Raw genomic sequence first — 18,052 nt, 5'->3', positions numbered from 1 at the left:
AGTCATGAATGTTGCGCTGATTGGCTCCGGCTCCTGGGGAACCGCCGTCGCCGGCCTTGCCGCCGCGCGAACCGAGCGCGTGACCATGTGGGCCCATAGCGAGCAGACGGCCGCCGGCATCAATGGCGAGCACTGCAACCCCCGGTATCTGGTGGACTACGAGCTGCCCGGCAACGTCGTCGCCACGACGGACCTGGCGCAAGCGCTCGACGCCGCCGACGCCATCATCTTTGCCGTGCCCTCCACACACCTGCGCAGCGTATGCCATCAGGCAGCGCCCTTCATCGCCGCCGACACCCCGGTGCTCTGCCTTACCAAGGGCATTGAGCCCGAGTCCGGACTGCTCATGAGCGAGGTCATCGCCAGCGAGATCGGCAACGAGCGGCGTGTGGCGGCCCTCTCGGGCCCCAACCATGCCGAGGAGATCTGCCGCGGCGGGCTTTCGGCCGCCGTCATCGCCAGCGAAGATCCGCAGATAGGGGAGACCTTTAAGGACCTGCTCCTGTCCACGGCATTCCGCATCTACCTGTCGCAGGACATGACCGGTGTCGAGGTCTGCGGCGCCATGAAAAATGTCATCGCCATCGTGTGCGGCATCTCCGCCGGTTCGGGCGCAGGCGACAACACGCTCGCCCTCATCATGACGCGCGGCCTGGCCGAGATCAGCCGTCTGGTGCACGCCCGCGGCGGTCAAGCTATGACTTGCATGGGGCTTGCAGGCATGGGCGACCTCATTGCCACCTGTACCTCCGAGCATTCGCGCAACCGCACCTTTGGTTACGAGTTTGCCCACGGTGTTTCGCTCGACGAGTACCAAGCGCGCACGCATATGGTGGTGGAGGGCGCCGTCGCGGCCCGCAGCGTCAGCGAGCTCGCCCGTTCACTGGGCGTAGACATTCCGCTCACCTTTGCCGTAGAGCAAACGCTCTACAACGGTGTTACTTTGGATAGGGCGCTCGAGATTCTTACCGATCGCGTCCCCTCTCAAGAGTTCTACGGACTCACCGACTAGCGCAGAAAGGCTACTACCATGGGTTCCATTAAAATCGCTCCGTCCGTCCTCTCGGCCGACATGGCCAACCTCAAGGGCGAACTCGACAAGATCGCCGGCGCCGACTACGTGCACTTCGACGTCATGGACGGCCACTTTACCGGCAACCTCACCTTTGGCGTTGACATCCTCAAGGCCGTCAAGCGCTCCACCAATGTACCGGTCGACGCGCACCTCATGGTGTCGAACACCGACGAGACGGTCGATTGGTACGCAGACGCTGGCGCCGATATGATCACCGTACACTACGAGGCCTCCACGCACCTGCACCGCACGCTCACCCATCTGCAGCAGCGCGGCGTTAAGGCCGGCGTGGTGCTCAACCCCGCCACCCCCGTGTGCGTGCTCGAGAGCATCATCGACGTCGTCGATATGGTGCTGCTCATGAGTGTGAACCCGGGCTTTGGCGGCCAGAGCTTTATCCCGGGCACCATCGCAAAGCTTCACGAGCTCAAGGCCATGTGCGAGCGTCACGGCGTTTCGCCCCTCATCGAGGTCGACGGTGGCATTTCTTCCAAGAACATTGCCGAGGTCGTCAAGGCCGGCGCCAACGTGCTCGTGGCCGGTTCTGCCGTATTTAAGTCCGAAGATCCCGCTGCCGAGGTTGCGCTGCTGCAGAAGCTGGGCAACGAGGCCGCACAGGAGGCATAAACCCTTATGACCGCAGGTCAAAACCGCATACCCGTGAATCTTGACTATGCCGCCTCGACGCCAATGCGCGCCGAGGCGCTCCTTGCGCAGCGCGAGTACGACGACAGCGAGCTTGCCGGCGTCAACCCCAACTCGCTGCATTCGCTCGGCCGCAAGGCTGCCGCGCGTCTGGAGGTTGCACGTCGCGAAATCGCCCGCAGCTTTGGCGCGCACGTCCGCCCGTCCGAGATTGTACTGACCAACGGCGGCACCGAAGCCAACCAGCTGGCGCTGCTCGGTCTTGCCGAGGGCGCTCGTCAGCGCGATCGCAAGCGCGGTCGTGTAATCGTTTCGGCCATCGAGCACGATTCGATTCTGGACAACCTGCCGCTGCTGCGTGCCGCCGGCTTTACCGTCGACCTGGTGCAGCCCTGCCGTGCGGGCTACATTGAACCTGCCGCGCTCATCGAGCTGCTCGGCGACGACGTGGCGCTCGTAAGCATCATGGCCGCCAACAACGAGACCGGCGTGGTGCAGCCCATCCGCGAGCTTGCCGCAGCTGCGCACACCGCAGGTGCCCTGTTCCACACCGATGCCATCCAGGGCTACTTGCATATTCCGCTCGATGTCACCGAGCTGGGCGTCGACGCCATGTCCGTCGCAGCCCACAAGATTGGCGGTCCCGTGGCATCTGGCGCACTCTACCTTAAGAGCCGCACGCCGCTGCGCCCGCGCATCTTTGGCGGCGGACAGGAGGCCGGTCGTCGCGCGGGCACGCAGGACCTGCGAACGCAGCTCGCCTTTGCCGCTGCCGCCTCGTCTCTGACGCCCCATGTGGCTCAGGAGCGCGCGAAGCTGCAAGCCCTTTCCGACAAGCTCTACGCCACGCTTACGGCCCACCCGCGCATTCACGCCACCATGGGTGACTACGCGCAAGCCGACCGTCTGCCCGGCATGGTATCGATCTACATTGATGGCATGGACTCCGAGGAACTCATCATTAAGCTCGACGCCGCCGGCTTTGAGGTTTCGGCCGGCTCGGCGTGCTCGAGCGGCAGCATGGACCCGAGCCATGTTTTAAGCGCGATGGGCATCGGTCGCGAGCAGGCATTGAGCGCACTGCGCATTTCCTTTGACGACCGCGTGAATCCGGACGATCTGGACGAGTTTGCCCAGACGCTGCTCTCGATCGTAGGCGCCGCATGATCGTCGCCGAGCTTGAGCGCGCGCTGCTGGCACGCTATCCCAAGACCAATGCCGAGAGCTGGGACCATGTAGGACTTTCCGTCGGCGACCCTGCCGCGGAGATTACCGGTGTTGCCTGCGCACTCGATGCGACCGAAGCCAATGTGCACCGCGCCCAGGAGGCCGGCGCCAACGTGCTGCTAACGCATCATCCCATCTATATCAAGGCGCCCGAGGCGTTTTGCCCGCCCGGTGCGACGCGCCCCCAATGCAGCGCGGCGCTCTACGAGGCAGCCCGTTGCGGCGTGAGCATTATCTCGCTCCACACCAACCTGGACCGCTCGCACGAGGCACGTATCTGCCTGAGCAAGCTGCTGGGTGCCGCACCCGTGAGCTCACTGGAGCACGTGGACGACCCCGAGGCCACCGGCCTGGGCGCACTTGCAACGCTCAACGACCCGTGCACGCTGCGCGATCTTGCCACCCGTGCCGCCACGGCCTTTGGCAGCGACCCGCGTGTGTGGGGCAAAGCTGATCGCCCGTGCCGCACCGTCGCCATTTTGGGCGGCTCCCTGGGCGACTTCGGAGAGCTCGCCATCGCCGCGGGCGCAGATGTTGTCGTGACGGGCGAGGCGGGCTACCACGCGGCACAGGACCTCACTCTGCGCGGTCTGCCGGTGATCTTGCTCGGCCACGACCGCTCCGAGGAGCCGTTCGTTGATATATTGATGAACTCTGCAGTTGACGCCGGAGTTGACCCCCGTCATGCGATTAAAATACTGAACCCTTGCCAATGGTGGACTGTGACAAAAGGAGAGAACTTATGAGCGCCGGCGCTACGCTACTCAAGCTGCAACAGATCGATTTGGAGCTCGCCCGCAACAAGAGCGAACTTGCCAATATGCCGGAGCTCAAGGAGCTCGCTTCCAAGCGCAAGACCTATGTAAAGCTCAAGGCCGAAATGACCAAGCTCTACGCTCAGCGCAAGGACCTGGATATTGAGCTCGACGATCTCAACACCACCGAGATCCAGACCAATAACGCCATTGAGGCCGCTAAGAAGCGCCACGTTGACGGCTCTGACTACCGCGAGGTACAGGACCTGGAAAACGAGCTCGCCACCCTGGCCAAGCGCCTGGACAAGATCGAGCACACCCGCAAGGACGTCGTAGTCGCCCACAAGGAGGCGCTCGACCGCGAGGCTCGCGCACAGGCAATCATCGCCAAGTTCGAGGAGGGCGTGAAGGCCGACACCAAGGCCGCCCGCGCCAAGGCAGCCGACCTCCAGGCCCAGATCGATGCCGCCACCAAGGAGCGCACCGCGCTGGCCGCTACGCTGCCCACCGACGTGCTCAGCGACTACGAGCGTCTGCTCAAGCAGTTCCGCGGCTTGGCCGTCGAGACCATCCAGGGCAACATCCCCACGGTCTGCCACACCGCGCTGCAGGCATCGTCCATGAGCGACCTCAACCACGACGGTAGCGAGATTACGCACTGTCCGTACTGCCACCGCCTCCTGGTGCTCCCGAGTAAGGAAGCCTAGCGATGACGGCGGCATCCAACAATTCAATGCAACTTGAGGGAAAAACGATCCTGCTGGGCATTACCGGCGGGATCGCCGCCTATAAGTCGTGCAATATCGTGCGCCTGCTGCAAAAGCGCGGCGCACGTGTCAAAGTCGTTATGAGCGAGCATGCCACGGAGTTTGTGGGGCCGCTTACCTTCCGCGCGCTCACCAACGAGCCGGTCGCGGTTGGGCTATTCGACGATCCTTCCGACCCCATCCACCACATTTCGCTGGCGCAGGAGCCCGATCTGGTGGTCGTGGCGCCCGCGACGGCCAATATTATCGCCAAGATGGCCAACGGCATCGCCGATGACCTCATCTCCACCACGCTGCTGGCAACACCGCGCCCCATCGTGATCGCACCCGCTATGAACAACGGCATGTGGAAGGCGTCGGCCACGCAGGCCAATATGGCCACGCTGTGCGAGCGCGGCGTCCACGTGGTGGGACCCGGCAGTGGCTACCTTGCCTGCGGCGACGTGGACACGGGACGCATGAGCGAACCCGAGGAAGTCGTCGAGGCCGTCTACGAGGTGCTCAATCCCGTGCAACAAGACCTGGCGGGCAAGCGCATCGTCATTACCGCCGGCCCCACGCATGAGCCGATCGACCCCGTGCGCTTCATTGGCAACCGTTCTTCGGGCAAGATGGGTATCGCCCTGGCGGGGGAGGCCGCACGTCGCGGTGCCGCCGTCACGCTCGTGCTGGGACCGACATCGCTCGACGTTCCCCACGGCGTGGAGTGCGTGCGCGTGCAAACCGCCTCAGAGATGCTGGAGGCGGCGCTGAGCGCCTTCCAGTCGGCCGATGCGGCCATTTGTGCGGCTGCCGTCGCTGACTACACGCCCGCAGCCCCTGCCGACCATAAGCTCAAAAAGGCCAACGAGCGTCTGGATCGCATCGAACTGGCCGAGACGGTCGATATTTTGGCCGAGCTTTCGCGCCCGAAGGGCGAGCGCCGTGTGATCGGCTTTGCGGCCGAGACCGATAACGTCCTGGAGTACGCACAGCGAAAGCTCGACCGCAAGGGTTGCGATGCCATTATCGCCAACGATGTATCGCGCGCCGATTCGGGCTTTGGAACCGATACCAACAAGGCCTGGATTGTGAGTACAACGGGTACGCAAGAACTTCCCGTGCTTACAAAACCCCAGCTCGCAGATACAATTTTGGACTTGCTTCAAAATTTGTAAAAAAGTTCTTGCACAAGGACAAAGTTTCGGGTTAATATACTCCCTGTTGCGAGCGAGAGCAGAGCAACAAACAAAAGCTTCGGGACGTGGCGCAGCTTGGTAGCGCACTTGACTGGGGGTCAAGGGGTCGCTGGTTCGAATCCAGTCGTCCCGACCAGAAGTTTGCAGGTCAGGCACCTAGTGCCTGACCTTTTTTGTTTTAAGCAATTGCTTAATTTTCATTAAGCAACAGGGTGCCAAAAATCTACCTACGCGATAGTCGCCTTTTGCGGTTACTTGCGCGTTTTGCACGCACTTGAGCCGATTTATTACCGCGATATGAATCTACATACGCGTAGCTGGTATACAGCCGAGTACGGGCTGTATTTATCGCGGCGATTTACACAGATATAGCGACTGTAACGAACAAGCGTGTCGCTGTATTTATTCCAGTAGTTCACTTGATCGGTGGACAAGTGGGCTGTTGCAACGAAACGCTAACCAGGATGGGCTCTATACGATGACGCAGAGGAAATGACGGGGGAGTGCGGCAGACGCTCTGAGAGCCGCTGTGTGATCCCATGTCTCCTTAACTCGATAATTTGTGATTCAAGCCACGAATCGGTCGAGCAATTGCCAAAAGAACGGCCCATGCAGGATTGCACGGGCCTTACATCAGATCAAATTTGAGCTAGAAGCACCAAGCGGAGCAGACGCAACACCATCTCGTCGCGGCCTCGGCGAGCGACATATCGCAGTCGAGGTAGACAACGAGGAAGTCGTCAGATCCCGCACAGGGGGACCGCGATGGTGACCACCGCGCCGCCCGAGGGGCTGTTGGCGAGCGAGACGGAGCCCCCGTGGGCGCTCGCGGCCTCGGAGGCGACGTGGAGGCCGAGCCCGTAGTGGCGGCCTCCGTCGCGCGAGGAGCGGGACGAGTCGTCTGTGAAGAGGCGCTCGCAGCCGCGTTCGAGGGCGGCGGGAGAGAAGCCCGGTCCGTCGTCGGCCACCTCGATGACGAGGTGTCCGCCCGCGACGTCGCAGGAGACCGCCACACGCGAGCGCGCGTGCTCGGCGGCGTTGGCCACGAGGTTCGCGGCGGCTCGCGCCAGGGCGGTTCGGTCGAGCGGGGCCTCGGGCGCGTTCGCGACAGCGGGGCCCGTGGCCGCGTCGAGCGTCACGCCTCGCGCCCGGGCGATCTGGGCGGCCTCGGCGAGGACCTGTTCGCAGAGCTCGGCCGGCCGCATGGGGGCCCTCTCCGCCCCGCCGGACCCGCGCGAGGCCTCGATGAGCAGGCGCACGTAGCCGTCGAGCCTTTCGACACCGCCGGCTATGTCGCGCGCGGCGGCCGAGAGGTCGCCGTCATTCTCATCTTCCAGCTCCTCCGCCACGAAGTCGGCGTTGGCGCGCAGCACGGTAAGCGGCGTCTTGAGATCGTGGGCGAGCGACGCCATCTGCTCGCGCTGCCCCCGCTCCGCGGCCCAGCGGGCCTCGAGCGACTCGGCGAGGGAGGCCCGCATGGCGTCCATCGCGGCGAGGACGTCGTTCACCTCACGCACGTTGGTGCTGCCGACCGCGAAGTCGAGCTCCCCCGCGCCGACGCGCCCCGCCGCCTCCGCGAGCGGCGCCATCTTGCGCGAGATCACGCGGCTCGCACGGCGCGCCACGAGCGCGAGCGCGAGCGCGCTTCCCACAGCGGCGCCGACGAGCATGAGGTTCTGCGGGTTGGGAAGCAGGCTGGCGAGATCGCGCGAGACCCACTGCGGCAGGTACTCGCTGACGAGTGCGCAGGCCCCGCCGCCCTTGAGCGGGAACGCGGCGTAGGTGAGGCCCGAGCCCCCGCCCTCGATCTCCACTGTGCCCGGATCCGCGGCGAGTGCCGCACGGGCCATTTCCGTCGCGTCCTCGAGCCGCGTGCCATCGAGGTCTGTCATCAGCACGTATCCGTCCTTATTCAGGATGAGGTAGCGGTACGCCGTCGGCACGTCCTGCTGTCCGCAGACGCCGTCGCGTGCCAGGCCCTCCGCGACCTCGCGCACATTGGCCGGCCCCCAGCTTGCCTCGTAGACGAAGCCCGCGTTGATCGCCGCGGAGAGCGCCATGAACGAGGCGAGCCACGCCGTGGCGACCGCCGCGAACGCGTAGGCGAAGTAGCGCGCGATGACGAAGGAGAGCGGCATGCCCCCGCGACCTCGCGCCCCGGTCCTTAGAGCTGCCACTTGTACCCCATCCCCCAGACGGTCGCGATCGGATCGGCACCGGCCTCGGAGAGTTTCCTCCGGGCGCGGCTGACCTGCATGGATATGGCCGCGTCGTCGGCGTCGCTCTCCCAGCCGAGCACCGCCTCGCGGATCTGCGCGCGGCTCATGACCTGCCCGGGGTGGCGGGCGAGGTACTCGCAGATGGCGTACTCGGTAGGCGTGAGCGGCACGGCCTCGCCGCCCACGGCGAGGTCGCGCGCCCCGAGGTCGATCCGCACCTCCCCGAAGGAGAGGGCGTGCGAGCGCGGCCGGCGCTCACGGCGTAGATGGGCCGCGACCTTGGCGCGCAGTTCCGCGGCCCCGAAGGGCTTGCGGACGTAGTCGTCGGCGCCCAGGCCGTAGCCGGCCACGGCATCCTCCTCGGCCACGCGCGCGGTCAGGAAGACGATGGGCCCGTCGAAGTCCGGACGGATCTGCCGCACGAGCTCGAAGCCGTCGAGCCCCGGCATCATGACGTCGCAGAGCACGAGGTCGAAGCGCGAGAGGTCCATCCCCGGGACCGCCGTCGGGTCCGCCGCCCTGACGACCTCATGGCCGTCGCGGCCGAGGACGCGCGCGAGCGCGTCGAGGATCGCCCGTTCATCATCCACTGCCAGTATCCTCGCCATGTTCGACCTCCTGAAACTCTCGTCGGAATTGTACTAGCGCCGCGCTCAGCGGTCCAGAGCCCTGCGCGCAACCGCGGGCGCCCACATTGCGATCTCAGGGTTGGGCAGCACGCGGTCGGCGATCGAGCGCAGCGCCGAACCCCAGCCGGCGTCGAGCAGGGCATTCCCGCCCAGGACAAACGCTGCGGAGAGGGGGGGGGGACGAGCACGGCGGCGAGCGGCTTCCTATGCATCTGCCCTCCCGTCCTCGAAGCGGCAGAACCAGGCGAGAAGGACGGCGTCGGCTGCCAGGGTGAGCACGAGGCTAGCGAGCGCAGTCGTGAGGAGAGGGCCCGCCGCGCGTGCGGCGTCGATGAAGGCCTCCACCCCGAGCGACCCCAGGCGCGCGGGCCAGGCGAGCGGCACCCAGCTCAGGGGCGTCGCCAGGGCACCGGTGAGCTCGCCGGTCATGAGGCCGTGCGCAAGTCCGCCCACCGAGAAGAACGCGAGGAGCACCCCCGCCGCGCCGGCGCCGATGGCGGCGTTGCGGCCGAGGCGCAGGGCCACGCCGAGCCCCAGCGCGTAGAGGGGTAGGCTGCCCAGCACGATGCCCGCCCAGGCGGCCGCAAGCGGAACGGGCCCGAGCGGCAGGCGCCCGGCAACGGCGAGCACGGCCCCGAACACGCCGAGCGCCACGGCAAGCGCGCCCGCGCCGAGCGCCGCAAGGGCGAGCAGCTTCGCCGCGACGGCGCGCCCGCGCGAGGGGACCGCCGTGAGGTTGGCGAGGCGCCCGGCAGCGCGCTCGTCGTCCACGGCGAGCCCGCAGACGATGGCGGACATGAGCGGCATGAGGGCGCCGAGGAACTGGACGTAGGCGTCCGCGCCCAGCGCCGGGTCCAATCGGGCTACGGAGAAGTACTCACCGCAGGCAAGACCGGCTGCCAGGCCGCAGGCGAGGTGCACCGCCGAGAGCGGGGAGCGCGCCAGGCGCAGGGCCTCGGAGAGCAGGGCCCGCGGGAGAGTCATGCGCGGCGTCGGGTCGGAGAGTCGTGTCATGGCCATCACCTCTCCTCGGAGCGCGCGAACCAGGCCGCGCCCGCCGCCGTGAGCGCGGCGAACGCGAGCGCGCAGACCGCAAGGCCCGCCAGCGTGAGCATGCCGTCCGCCGCGAGCGCCCCGCCGAGCGCCATGTCCGCCGCGAGTGGCTCGCCGCTCGGCAGCACGGGGATGAAGCTCGTGGGGATGACCATGCTCGCCGACGGCGGAAAGAGCTGCGGCAGCGGCATAAGCGACCAGGCGAACCCACCCACGAGCTGCGCGGCGAGCGGGCAGAAGATGCCCGCGAGCATGCCGAACCGCGCCGTGAGGAAGAGCCCTGCGGGGATCATCCACGCCGCGGTCACCGTGTTGACGAGCGCGCAGAGGAGCATCGTGAGCGTGCCCGCGGCCGTGAGGCCCTGCGAGGAGAACGCCGATCCCGCGAGGTAGATGCCGAAGACCACGAGGTTCGAGAGCGTGCAGAGCGCGAGGCACCAGAGCGCCTTGGCCCACCAGGCGCGCCCGAGCGGGAAGCCCAGGCCCAGAAGCCCCCGCATCCGCGTGCGCGCGTCCGCCCGCGCGACGCACGCCACCACGAGCGAGAGAGACACGGGCAGGAAGAGCGCGTACCAGTAGTTCCACGCGCTGAAGATCTGCACGCCCCGGTAGGGCATCGCGCCGAGCAGCGGCATCGGCAGCGCCATGAGCACGGCCAAGCGAACCGGTGCCGCGTGGCGCGACTTCAGGGCCTCGGCGCGCAGGCCCGCGAGCAGGCCGCCTTTCTCGCCCGTCATGCCGCCACCTCCCCGCGTGCTCGTCGCCCTTCCCGGCAGAAGCTCATGAAGAGTTCCTCGAGGTCCTGCCCGGGCCGAAGCGCATCCTCGTAGGCGAGGCGCCCCTCGCAGATGATGCCGATGGTGTCCGCCATCTGCTGCACCTCGGAGAGGATGTGGCTCGAAACGATCACCGTCGTACCCGCCGCCGCGAAGCCGCGGATCTGGTCGCGCAGCTCCTCGATGCCGATGGGGTCGAGGCCGTTGGTGGGCTCGTCGAGCACGAGCAGGCGTGGCCGAGCGATCAGCGCCAGCGCGAGCCCCAGGCGCTGCCGCATGCCCATCGAGAAGCGCCCGGCGCGCTTCTTCCCGGTGTCCACGAGGTCCACGGCGGCGAGCACCTCATCTATGCGGCTCTCGGGAAGGCCCAGCAGCGTGGTGCGCACGCGCAGGTTCTCGCGCGCGGTGAGGTTGGGGTAGAGCGGCGCCTCCTCGATGAGGCTGCCGATTGCGTAGAGGTCCTCGCGGCGCCAGGCGTGCCCGGCAAAGAGGATCTCCCCGGCCGTCGGCCGCAGCATCCCGCAGATCATCTTGAGCGTTGTCGACTTGCCGGCGCCGTTGGGACCGAGCAGCCCGTACACCTCGCCCTCGCGGATATGAAGGCTCACGTCGGCCACGGCGTCCTGCGCCTGGTCGCCGCGGCCGAAGCGCTTGGTGAGCCCGCGCGTCTCGAGCATGTAACCCATGGGTTTATCCTTTCTCTTCCGGGAGCGCGGGCCGAGTCACCGTGCCCGCGCGCCTTACCTTTCGGGTTCACCATCCATGGTGGGGCGCGTTTCTAACGAAGCCGTAACGGCCGTTGGGCTCTTTTGGTGCCAACCCTTCTCGACCCGCACGCATTTGCTTAAAGCAACGACTTTCCCGATCGATGTAATCACCGAATCAAAACGTGTATACCAGCCACCAAAGATGCCGAAAAATGTCGCTTTTGGTGGCTGATGTACACAAATGCAGAATCCCGCGCAGACCAGAGGCACCCTCCACATGTCTGGACTCTCTATGCTTACGCTGGATAGACATCGCCAGAACGGGTATAGTATCGAAAGTTTTGTCGTTTACCAGCGGGGGAGTCCTGTGGGCATCAAGAAGAAGATCAAAAAGGAGCTTATCGGCACTTCCGATTACCCGTCGAATAAGATCTTTACGATCTCCAATTTCATCACCTTTACGCGCCTGGTCCTCACGCTCGTCTTCCTGTACCTGTTCGTGACGGACAACAACCGTGTCGTTGCCATTGTCATCTATGCCATCGCGGCTTCCACCGACTGGATGGACGGTCAGATTGCCCGTATGACCAAAACGGTCTCGTGGCTCGGCAAGGTAATGGATCCCATCTGCGACCGTGCGCTGCTGTTTACCGGCGTGCTGGGTCTCGTGGTCCGCGGCGAGCTTCCCATCTGGGTCTGCGTGCTCATTATCGGCCGCGATATCTACCTGGGCATCGGCACGCTCATCGTGCGTCACTACCACCGGCGCCCCATCGACGTCGTCTTTCCCGGCAAGATTGCCACGGCACTGCTCATGACCGGCTTCTCGCTCATGCTGCTTGGGTTCCCCGTCATCGAAGGCTGGCATCTGCTGCCCGCCACGTTCACGGCATTCCCAGGCCTCAACGGTAGCTCGGTGCCCCTCGGCATCTTCTTTGTCTACGGCGGCGTGATTTTCTCCATGCTCACCGCTGTCATTTACTCGGTTAAGGGCGGTGTGGCCATTAAACAGGCCATCGCGCATCCCGAGGACGAGGACATCGACTTTCTCAACCCCGAAATCGAAGACTGATTCATTGGGGTATGATTACGTACGGTTCATTCTTTGCGGCATGTCCGCGTTAGATAGGGGTTGTCATGGACAACAAGGTTAACAATATGCCTCAGAACGATAAGACTGCGGACGCTACCTGCGTTTTCCGTGTTCCTTCGAGCGATGTCACCGTTCCCGACCTTATGGCCAACGTGCGCATCACCGCTCCGGTTCTGTCCATCGTCAAAGGTCCGCAGACCGGAGCTGCCTTTGAGCTCGAGGACGACGTGACCACCATCGGCCGCGATCCCGCGAACGGCATCTTCCTCAACGACATGACTGTCTCGCGCAGCCACGCACGCATTATTCGTGAGGGCCTGGGCGCCCGTATTGAGGATCTGGGCTCGCTCAACGGCACCTGGGTCGACGGTGCCATCGTCAACGCGGCTCCGCTGCACGACGGCTCTTCCGTTCAGATCGGTACGTTCACGCTCATCTACCACGAGAGCACGCCGGAGCGCATCGAAACCGGTGAGTAGGTAATGGCCGAACGCAACTATCTGAGTATCGGCCAAGTCGTCAACCTACTTCGAGGCGCATACCCCGATCTATCGAACTCAAAAATTAGATTTCTAGAAGATGAGGGGCTCATCACCCCTCATCGTACGCCTAAGGGGTATCGCCAGTACTCCAAGGAAGACGTTGACCGTCTCGAGGTCATCCTGCACCTGCAGAAGACCCGCTACATGCCGCTCAACGTCATTAAGCAGCGCTTGGAAAACGCAACGGACCTGTCAACGCTCGCCTACGAGGTGGGCTTGCTGTCCGATGTTCCGCTTAAGACGGAGCCTAAGGAGACCAAGCAAAAACTGCACCCCATCGAGACGATCCCCGACATGCTCGGTGTTGAGATTTCGTTTATCCGCTCCCTTGCCGAGAACGATCTTATCCGCATCATCAAGAGCCCGCAGAACCGTGAGCTCGTCGATGGCCGAGATTTCCCGATTATCCGTTACTGCTCGGAGCTGTCGCGCTTCCACATTGAGCCGCGCAACCTGCGTCAGTACGTATCGTCGGCAAACCGCGAGTCTTCGATGTTTGAGCAGGTTCTCGTGAGCATGCTCGGCATGGATACCTCAGATGACGAGCGCGACGCCAAGCTCGAGCGCGCTTTTAAGAAGCTGCACGACCTCACCGAGGGTGTGCACACCGCGCTCCTTAAGAACCGTGTCTTTGAGTCGCTCAACGCCGTGGTCGAGGACGCTGACATCGATGCTCTCGATGAGGAGATCGCGCGTTCCGAATCCACCAAGGCAAAAAGCGATGGGGTAAGCGTCCCCGCGGTTGCCGCGCACGACGAGTCGCTCGTGCAACCGTCCAAGGTCGTCGTCCCCTCGCATAACCCGTCTGCTAACACGGGTAAATAACCGCCGTCCACTCGGCAATCCATGAAAGGTCACACCATGTACGACTTCGAATCTCATATCGTCGATATCCCCGACTATCCCGAGCCCGGAGTCGTCTTTAAGGACATCACGCCGCTCTTTGGCAATCCCGAGGCCCTGAAGGCCATGGTGGATGCCCTGGCCGAGCATTTTGCCGACATGGGCATTACCAAGGTCGTAGGACCCGAGGCCCGCGGCTTTATGGTCGGTGTGCCCGTGGCAGTCGCCCTGGGTGCCGGCTTTGTTCCCGCACGTAAGCCGGGTAAATTGCCGCGCAAGACAGTAAGCGAGAGTTACGAGCTCGAGTATGGAACGGATTCTATCGAGATCCATGCCGATGCTATCAGCTCTAAAGATACCGTGTTGATTCTGGACGACTTGGTCGCGACGGGCGGAACCGTCGAGGCAACAGGTAAACTGGTGCGAGATATGGGCGCAAAGCTTGTAGGTTACGGTTGTATCCTTGAGCTTGCGTTTCTCAACCCGCGCAAGAAGCTCACGCCTTCTAACGAGGACGTTGAGCTCTTTAGCCTGGTAACGGTGGACTAGCCGCCACCCTTAGATACCGGAAAGGAAGCTACATGCGCACAGCAAACACGCACAGAAACATGGCACGCTGCGCTGCTACGGCAACCCTCGCTTGTGTTTTGGGCCTGGGCCTCGTGGCTCCGGCCTACGCCGATACCGCATCCGACCTTGCCGCTGCTCGTACTAAACTCGAGCAGATCGGCACGCAAACCCAGCAAATTCATGATGAACTCTCCGCGCAGACGCAGGAGCTTGATCAGACTGCAGGCGAGATTACGCAAAAGCAGCAGGAGATCGCCGAAGGCCAGGCCAAGCTCTCTAACTACGTTGCCGGTGAGTACAAGACAGGCGGCCTGAGTTTGCTCCAGGTCCTGACGGGTGTCGATGACCTGGGCGACATGCTCAACCGTCTCTTCTACTACGGCAAGGTGTCCGACAAGCAGGCCCAAACCATTCAGGAGGTCAAGGACCTTAAGCAGCAGCTCACCGATAAGCAGGCCGAGCAGGAGAAGAACGTCGCAGCGACACAGAAGAAGGTCGACGAGCTCAATGCCCAGCAGGCTGAGGCCCAGAATGTCGTGAACTCCCTGGATTCACAGCTGCAGGCCGAGCTTGCTGCCGAGGCCGAGGCCAACGCCGCGCTGCAGGCTGGTATCAACGCCAGCACCGCCGAAAAGGCCACGGTGAGCAATGACACCGCCGGAACGACCGAGAACACCAACAATGGTGGTGGTACGACCAACAACGGCGGCGGCAACACGCCTGCGCCCGCGCCCGCTCCTGCCCCCACGCCGCAGCCCGTGACACCTGCTCCAACTCCGACGCCTTCCGCACCGAGCCAGTCCGTTGACGGCGGCTCCGTTGTTTCGCGCGCCTACAGCAAGCTTGGTTGCGCTTATTCCTGGGGCGGCATTGGACCGAACAGCTTTGACTGCTCCGGCTTTGTAAGCTACTGCCTCACGGGGCGCTACTGCCGTCTGGGCACCACCGGCACCTTCATGGGTTGGACCCGCGTGTCCGATCCGCAACCCGGCGATGTCGTGGTTAACTCCTACCATACCGGCATCTATATCGGTAACGGCCAGATGATCCATGCTTCCGACTACAAGACGGGCGTTATCATCAGCTCCGTCGCAGCCGGTATGAACAACAACTACATCTTCGTACGCTACTAATTTATTACTACAGCGAACGAACGTGGGCCTCGCGATCTTGAGTCACGAGGTCCATTCTTTTTGCCCTACCGTTTGCCCTATGATCAGGACGGCTATCTAGTATTCAAAACTAGATAGCCGTCCAATTGATGAGAAAGACAGCTATAATTGTTGAGGAACAAATAGAAAGGACCCTCAATGAGCTGGGCGCTTATCTCCGATTCGAGCTGCAATCTTCGCGATTGGCAGCCAACCGCACTTCATACCACCTTTGCATTTGCACCCCTTAAGATTCGAGTGGGGGAGCGTGAATTTGTCGACGATCTCTCGCTCGATGTTCACGAGCTCAATTGCGCCGTGCAGGCGGAGTCGAGCGCTTCTTCGAGCGCCTGTCCAAGCGTAGGGGAGTGGGCCGAACTCTTTAAGCTTGCCGACAACACGATCTGCATGCCCATCTCCGAGGGCGTCTCGGGGAGCTACAATGCCGCTGCCACCGCACGTGACATGGTGCTTGCCGAGGAGCCGGACCGACAAATTCATCTGGTCAATTCACGCGGAGCCGGCGGCAAAATGGACCTGATCTTCCTGCTGTTCGACCGCTATCTGGCAAGCAATCCAGATGTTACGTTTGAAGAGGCCTGCGCCTATTTCGATAACCTAGAGCAGCAGAGCAAGATCCTCTTTAGTTTATGCAATTACGAAAACCTTGCGAAGGCCGGACGCATCCCTAAGGCGGCCGGTGTTATTGCCAACAAGCTCAATATCCGCATTTTGGGCACGGCGAGCGAAGCGGGCAAGATTGAACTCGTTGGTCACACCCGTGGCGAAAAGAAGATGCTTGGCAAGATTGTCGATACCATGGAGGCCGAGGGCTTTACTGGCGGCGAGGTCGTTATCGACCATGTCGAGAATGAGGCGGGCGCCCAGGCGCTTGCCAGCCGCATTGTGGAGCGCTGGCCAGGCTCCAAGACTATCATCATGCCCTGTAACGGGCTAGATTCATATTATGCCGAGATGCACGGCCTCATCATCGGCTATGGCATGGGCGTGGCTTCGGGCCAATAAGGTCCAACCAATCAAAAGCACGGGCGGGACAAAGTGACAGATGGCTCTTTGTCCCGCCCGTGCTATACGTCAACTAGCTGTTAAACCCATTGAACTTGAGGTAGCTCATCAGGTACGCCTTCGAAACGAAGGACGACACCGCACTGCGTACGAGCAATGACTCACGCGTAACCTGATGTGCGGTATCGGGCACGGGAGTCTGCTCGACGGAAAACGCCGCCCGAATCGATGCCTCAAGCTGATCGACAACATAATCAAAGGCGGTCGGAGCGTCGTAGCTTAAGCGCTGAATATTAAAGAGCGCCTGAACCGCAGCGATGGGCAGCACCTGCTTAAAGATACAAATAGCGATGAGACGCGCAATCTGCTCACGGCCATACTGTTTTTTAACCGGAGCAGGAACGAGGCCGACCTTCACGTAGTTATTGATCATCGAAGGCGTAATTACGGGCTGCTCAACGCAAATCGAAAGCGGCTCCATCCACAGCGCGACATATTCAATAACCTGATCGCGATAGAGCGTTACGTTGGGCAGCTGATCATAGCGTGGCAGGCTCAACGCGTTGAGTTTACCCACCATATCGGACTGAATAAATGCATCCGGCAGCACCGTCGGCTGAATATCCTCCGGCTTAATGCTGACCGATGTATCGGACATCGGGATAACATGTTTGACGTGGTTCATAAGAGGCCTCCGTTCATTTTCTATATTGTATTCTAGGTTATCTAGTTTTGTATACCACATAACCGCTAAGTAAAAGTGGTTGGACAGCACACTGATGCACCGTCCAACCACTATGTTTTAAGATAGCAACCTTACATAAGATATATTATCGTACTTATCCACGGAGAAACGCGTATGCGCTCGTTGCCGCTATGGCTCCGTCCGAAACAGCGGTCACAACCTGGCGTAAACGTTTGGAACGGATATCGCCAGCGGCAAATAGACCTGGCGTGCGGGTCGCCATGGATTCATCAGTCAGAATGCCGCCATCAGGCGCCAGATCGACTAGATGCTCAACAAGCTCGGTATGGGGCTGCGTTCCGGTAAAGACAAAGATGCCAAACGAGCCGGGCACAAATGACTCGGTATGAGTCTCGCCGGATGCATTGTCCTTAAAGGTAATCGTCGTTGGCATGGCTTCGCCCGATAGCTCCACAATACTAGTTTGGTACCTAACTGTAATATTGTCCTTTGCGAGTACTTTCTGAACAACACCATCGGGCGCACGGAACTGGTCGCGGCGCAGCACGATGGTCACACTGTTGGCAATGTCGGACAGGAACAGAGCCTCTTCGCATGCCGAATTGCCACCACCGATTACAAAAACCTGCTTGCCGCGGAAAAACATGCCGTCACATGTTGCGCAATATGAAACGCCACGACCGCGATACGTATCCTCGCCTGCGAAACCTGCCGGACGCGGCGTGGCACCCATGCAAGCGATAACGCTCGAGGCCAGCGTATCGCCCATATAGTGATGCACCGTAAACAACGCTGCATCGGCATCGTAATCGATACCCGTAACCATGCTCCATGTAACCTGTGCTCCCAGGCCCTCTGCATGCTGCTGAAAACGCTCGCCGAGTTCGGCGCCACTCAGGAGCGGGAAACCCGGATAGTTCTCGACCTCATTGGTTGTGGCGATCTGCCCTCCCGACATGCCCTGCTCAATCACAGTCGTCGTCAGGTTGGCACGCGCAGCATAAATGGCGGCAGCATAGCCCGCGGGGCCGCCACCGATAATCGCAACGTCGATCGGCTTATCGGTAGTCATGAAGCGTCCTTTCGTCGA

19 protein-coding genes and 1 tRNA gene are annotated in these 18,052 nt (G+C 62.4%); 13 read left to right on the top strand and 7 right to left on the bottom strand.

Annotated features, from left to right (window positions below):
* Nucleotides 1-4: 4 nt before the first annotated feature.
* The 7 genes from DWV58_RS03995 (at nt 5) to DWV58_RS03965 (ending at nt 5,783) form a co-directional block, all read left to right on the top strand.
* Complete coding sequence (locus tag DWV58_RS03995) at nt 5-1,012, top strand: NAD(P)H-dependent glycerol-3-phosphate dehydrogenase (protein WP_117776258.1); 1,008 nt, start codon at nt 5-7, stop codon at nt 1,010-1,012.
* Nucleotides 1,013-1,030: 18 nt separating this feature from the next.
* Nucleotides 1,031-1,702: a ribulose-phosphate 3-epimerase gene (gene rpe, locus DWV58_RS03990; protein WP_117776257.1), complete on the top strand. Its 672-nt coding sequence runs from the start codon at nt 1,031-1,033 to the stop codon at nt 1,700-1,702.
* 6 nt (nt 1,703-1,708) lie between these two features.
* Nucleotides 1,709-2,887: a cysteine desulfurase family protein gene (locus DWV58_RS03985; RefSeq protein WP_117776256.1), complete on the top strand. Its 1,179-nt coding sequence runs from the start codon at nt 1,709-1,711 to the stop codon at nt 2,885-2,887.
* Complete coding sequence (locus DWV58_RS03980) at nt 2,884-3,693, top strand: Nif3-like dinuclear metal center hexameric protein (RefSeq protein ID WP_117776255.1); 810 nt, start codon at nt 2,884-2,886, stop codon at nt 3,691-3,693. Before DWV58_RS03985 ends, DWV58_RS03980 begins: the two co-directional genes overlap by 4 nt.
* On the top strand, nt 3,690-4,409 hold the full coding sequence (locus tag DWV58_RS03975; protein WP_055250135.1) for a zinc ribbon domain-containing protein: 720 nt from the start codon (nt 3,690-3,692) through the stop codon (nt 4,407-4,409). Before DWV58_RS03980 ends, DWV58_RS03975 begins: the two co-directional genes overlap by 4 nt.
* A gap of 2 nt (nt 4,410-4,411) precedes the next feature.
* Nucleotides 4,412-5,626, top strand: a complete 1,215-nt coding sequence (gene coaBC / locus DWV58_RS03970) for a bifunctional phosphopantothenoylcysteine decarboxylase/phosphopantothenate--cysteine ligase CoaBC (protein WP_233540497.1) — start codon at nt 4,412-4,414, stop codon at nt 5,624-5,626.
* Between the two features lie 80 nt (nt 5,627-5,706).
* Nucleotides 5,707-5,783 (top strand) — tRNA-Pro (locus DWV58_RS03965).
* Nucleotides 5,784-6,387: 604 nt separating this feature from the next.
* Here DWV58_RS03965 and DWV58_RS03960 read toward each other — a convergent pair.
* The 5 genes from DWV58_RS03960 to DWV58_RS03940 form a co-directional block, all read right to left on the bottom strand.
* Nucleotides 6,388-7,785 (bottom strand): sensor histidine kinase KdpD, encoded by a 1,398-nt coding sequence (locus tag DWV58_RS03960; RefSeq protein ID WP_117776254.1) that lies wholly within the window; start codon nt 7,783-7,785, stop codon nt 6,388-6,390.
* A gap of 26 nt (nt 7,786-7,811) precedes the next feature.
* Nucleotides 7,812-8,474, bottom strand: a complete 663-nt coding sequence (locus tag DWV58_RS03955; protein WP_117776253.1) for a response regulator transcription factor — start codon at nt 8,472-8,474, stop codon at nt 7,812-7,814.
* Between the two features lie 225 nt (nt 8,475-8,699).
* On the bottom strand, nt 8,700-9,509 hold the full coding sequence (locus DWV58_RS03950; RefSeq protein WP_233540496.1) for a lantibiotic ABC transporter permease: 810 nt from the start codon (nt 9,507-9,509) through the stop codon (nt 8,700-8,702).
* Between the two features lie 5 nt (nt 9,510-9,514).
* Nucleotides 9,515-10,285 carry a hypothetical protein gene (locus DWV58_RS03945; RefSeq protein WP_117776251.1) on the bottom strand — a complete coding sequence of 257 codons (771 nt, stop codon included), beginning with the start codon at nt 10,283-10,285 and terminating at the stop codon, nt 9,515-9,517.
* On the bottom strand, nt 10,282-11,010 hold the full coding sequence (locus DWV58_RS03940; protein ID WP_117776250.1) for a lantibiotic protection ABC transporter ATP-binding protein: 729 nt from the start codon (nt 11,008-11,010) through the stop codon (nt 10,282-10,284). The genes DWV58_RS03945 and DWV58_RS03940 overlap by 4 nt, the downstream gene beginning before the upstream one ends.
* 388 nt (nt 11,011-11,398) lie before the next feature.
* On the opposite strand from DWV58_RS03940, the gene DWV58_RS03935 reads away from it, so the two are divergent.
* From DWV58_RS03935 to DWV58_RS03910, 6 genes are all read left to right on the top strand, one after another.
* The gene (locus DWV58_RS03935) at nt 11,399-12,103 is read left to right on the top strand and encodes a CDP-alcohol phosphatidyltransferase family protein (protein WP_117776249.1); all 705 of its coding nucleotides are present in this window, start codon (nt 11,399-11,401) and stop codon (nt 12,101-12,103) included.
* A 65-nt stretch (nt 12,104-12,168) separates the two neighbouring features.
* Nucleotides 12,169-12,603: an FHA domain-containing protein gene (locus DWV58_RS03930; RefSeq protein WP_187361845.1), complete on the top strand. Its 435-nt coding sequence runs from the start codon at nt 12,169-12,171 to the stop codon at nt 12,601-12,603.
* 3 nt (nt 12,604-12,606) lie between these two features.
* A complete protein-coding gene (locus DWV58_RS03925; RefSeq protein ID WP_117776248.1) occupies nt 12,607-13,491 on the top strand; it encodes a MerR family transcriptional regulator in 885 nt (294 codons plus the stop codon).
* Nucleotides 13,492-13,527: 36 nt separating this feature from the next.
* Nucleotides 13,528-14,058: an adenine phosphoribosyltransferase gene (locus DWV58_RS03920; RefSeq protein ID WP_117776247.1), complete on the top strand. Its 531-nt coding sequence runs from the start codon at nt 13,528-13,530 to the stop codon at nt 14,056-14,058.
* A gap of 32 nt (nt 14,059-14,090) precedes the next feature.
* Nucleotides 14,091-15,212, top strand: coding sequence for an NlpC/P60 family protein (locus DWV58_RS03915; RefSeq protein WP_117776246.1), 1,122 nt, complete (start codon nt 14,091-14,093; stop codon nt 15,210-15,212).
* Nucleotides 15,213-15,389: 177 nt separating this feature from the next.
* Complete coding sequence (locus DWV58_RS03910) at nt 15,390-16,256, top strand: DegV family protein (protein WP_117776245.1); 867 nt, start codon at nt 15,390-15,392, stop codon at nt 16,254-16,256.
* 73 nt (nt 16,257-16,329) lie between these two features.
* On the opposite strand, the gene DWV58_RS03905 is transcribed toward DWV58_RS03910, so the two are convergent.
* Both DWV58_RS03905 and DWV58_RS03900 read right to left on the bottom strand, forming a co-directional pair.
* A complete protein-coding gene (locus tag DWV58_RS03905; protein ID WP_199411531.1) occupies nt 16,330-16,941 on the bottom strand; it encodes a DUF1836 domain-containing protein in 612 nt (203 codons plus the stop codon).
* Nucleotides 16,942-17,095: 154 nt separating this feature from the next.
* The gene (locus DWV58_RS03900) at nt 17,096-18,034 is read right to left on the bottom strand and encodes an NAD(P)/FAD-dependent oxidoreductase (protein WP_117776244.1); all 939 of its coding nucleotides are present in this window, start codon (nt 18,032-18,034) and stop codon (nt 17,096-17,098) included.
* Nucleotides 18,035-18,052 lie beyond the last annotated feature (18 nt).

Source organism: Collinsella sp. AF11-11, assembly GCF_003465485.1.
In the GTDB taxonomy this organism is placed as follows: domain Bacteria; phylum Actinomycetota; class Coriobacteriia; order Coriobacteriales; family Coriobacteriaceae; genus Collinsella.
Note: the sequence above shows the minus strand (reverse complement) of the source record. Positions and strands in the feature narration are given on the sequence as shown.

What these genes read in the sequence shown, in the direction of transcription:
- DWV58_RS03995 (WP_117776258.1), top strand. Translation starts at nt 5, where the DNA reads ATGAATGTTGCGCTGATTGGCTCCGGCTCCTGGGGAACCGCCGTCGCC.
- rpe (WP_117776257.1), top strand. Translation starts at nt 1,031, where the DNA reads ATGGGTTCCATTAAAATCGCTCCGTCCGTCCTCTCGGCCGACATGGCC.
- DWV58_RS03985 (WP_117776256.1), top strand. Translation starts at nt 1,709, where the DNA reads ATGACCGCAGGTCAAAACCGCATACCCGTGAATCTTGACTATGCCGCC.
- DWV58_RS03980 (WP_117776255.1), top strand. Translation starts at nt 2,884, where the DNA reads ATGATCGTCGCCGAGCTTGAGCGCGCGCTGCTGGCACGCTATCCCAAG.
- DWV58_RS03975 (WP_055250135.1), top strand. Translation starts at nt 3,690, where the DNA reads ATGAGCGCCGGCGCTACGCTACTCAAGCTGCAACAGATCGATTTGGAG.
- coaBC (WP_233540497.1), top strand. Translation starts at nt 4,412, where the DNA reads ATGACGGCGGCATCCAACAATTCAATGCAACTTGAGGGAAAAACGATC.
- DWV58_RS03960 (WP_117776254.1), bottom strand. Translation starts at nt 7,785, where the DNA reads ATGCCGCTCTCCTTCGTCATCGCGCGCTACTTCGCCTACGCGTTCGCG.
- DWV58_RS03955 (WP_117776253.1), bottom strand. Translation starts at nt 8,474, where the DNA reads ATGGCGAGGATACTGGCAGTGGATGATGAACGGGCGATCCTCGACGCG.
- DWV58_RS03950 (WP_233540496.1), bottom strand. Translation starts at nt 9,509, where the DNA reads ATGACACGACTCTCCGACCCGACGCCGCGCATGACTCTCCCGCGGGCC.
- DWV58_RS03945 (WP_117776251.1), bottom strand. Translation starts at nt 10,285, where the DNA reads ATGACGGGCGAGAAAGGCGGCCTGCTCGCGGGCCTGCGCGCCGAGGCC.
- DWV58_RS03940 (WP_117776250.1), bottom strand. Translation starts at nt 11,010, where the DNA reads ATGGGTTACATGCTCGAGACGCGCGGGCTCACCAAGCGCTTCGGCCGC.
- DWV58_RS03930 (WP_187361845.1), top strand. Translation starts at nt 12,169, where the DNA reads ATGGACAACAAGGTTAACAATATGCCTCAGAACGATAAGACTGCGGAC.
- DWV58_RS03925 (WP_117776248.1), top strand. Translation starts at nt 12,607, where the DNA reads ATGGCCGAACGCAACTATCTGAGTATCGGCCAAGTCGTCAACCTACTT.
- DWV58_RS03920 (WP_117776247.1), top strand. Translation starts at nt 13,528, where the DNA reads ATGTACGACTTCGAATCTCATATCGTCGATATCCCCGACTATCCCGAG.
- DWV58_RS03915 (WP_117776246.1), top strand. Translation starts at nt 14,091, where the DNA reads ATGCGCACAGCAAACACGCACAGAAACATGGCACGCTGCGCTGCTACG.
- DWV58_RS03910 (WP_117776245.1), top strand. Translation starts at nt 15,390, where the DNA reads ATGAGCTGGGCGCTTATCTCCGATTCGAGCTGCAATCTTCGCGATTGG.
- DWV58_RS03905 (WP_199411531.1), bottom strand. Translation starts at nt 16,941, where the DNA reads ATGAACCACGTCAAACATGTTATCCCGATGTCCGATACATCGGTCAGC.
- DWV58_RS03900 (WP_117776244.1), bottom strand. Translation starts at nt 18,034, where the DNA reads ATGACTACCGATAAGCCGATCGACGTTGCGATTATCGGTGGCGGCCCC.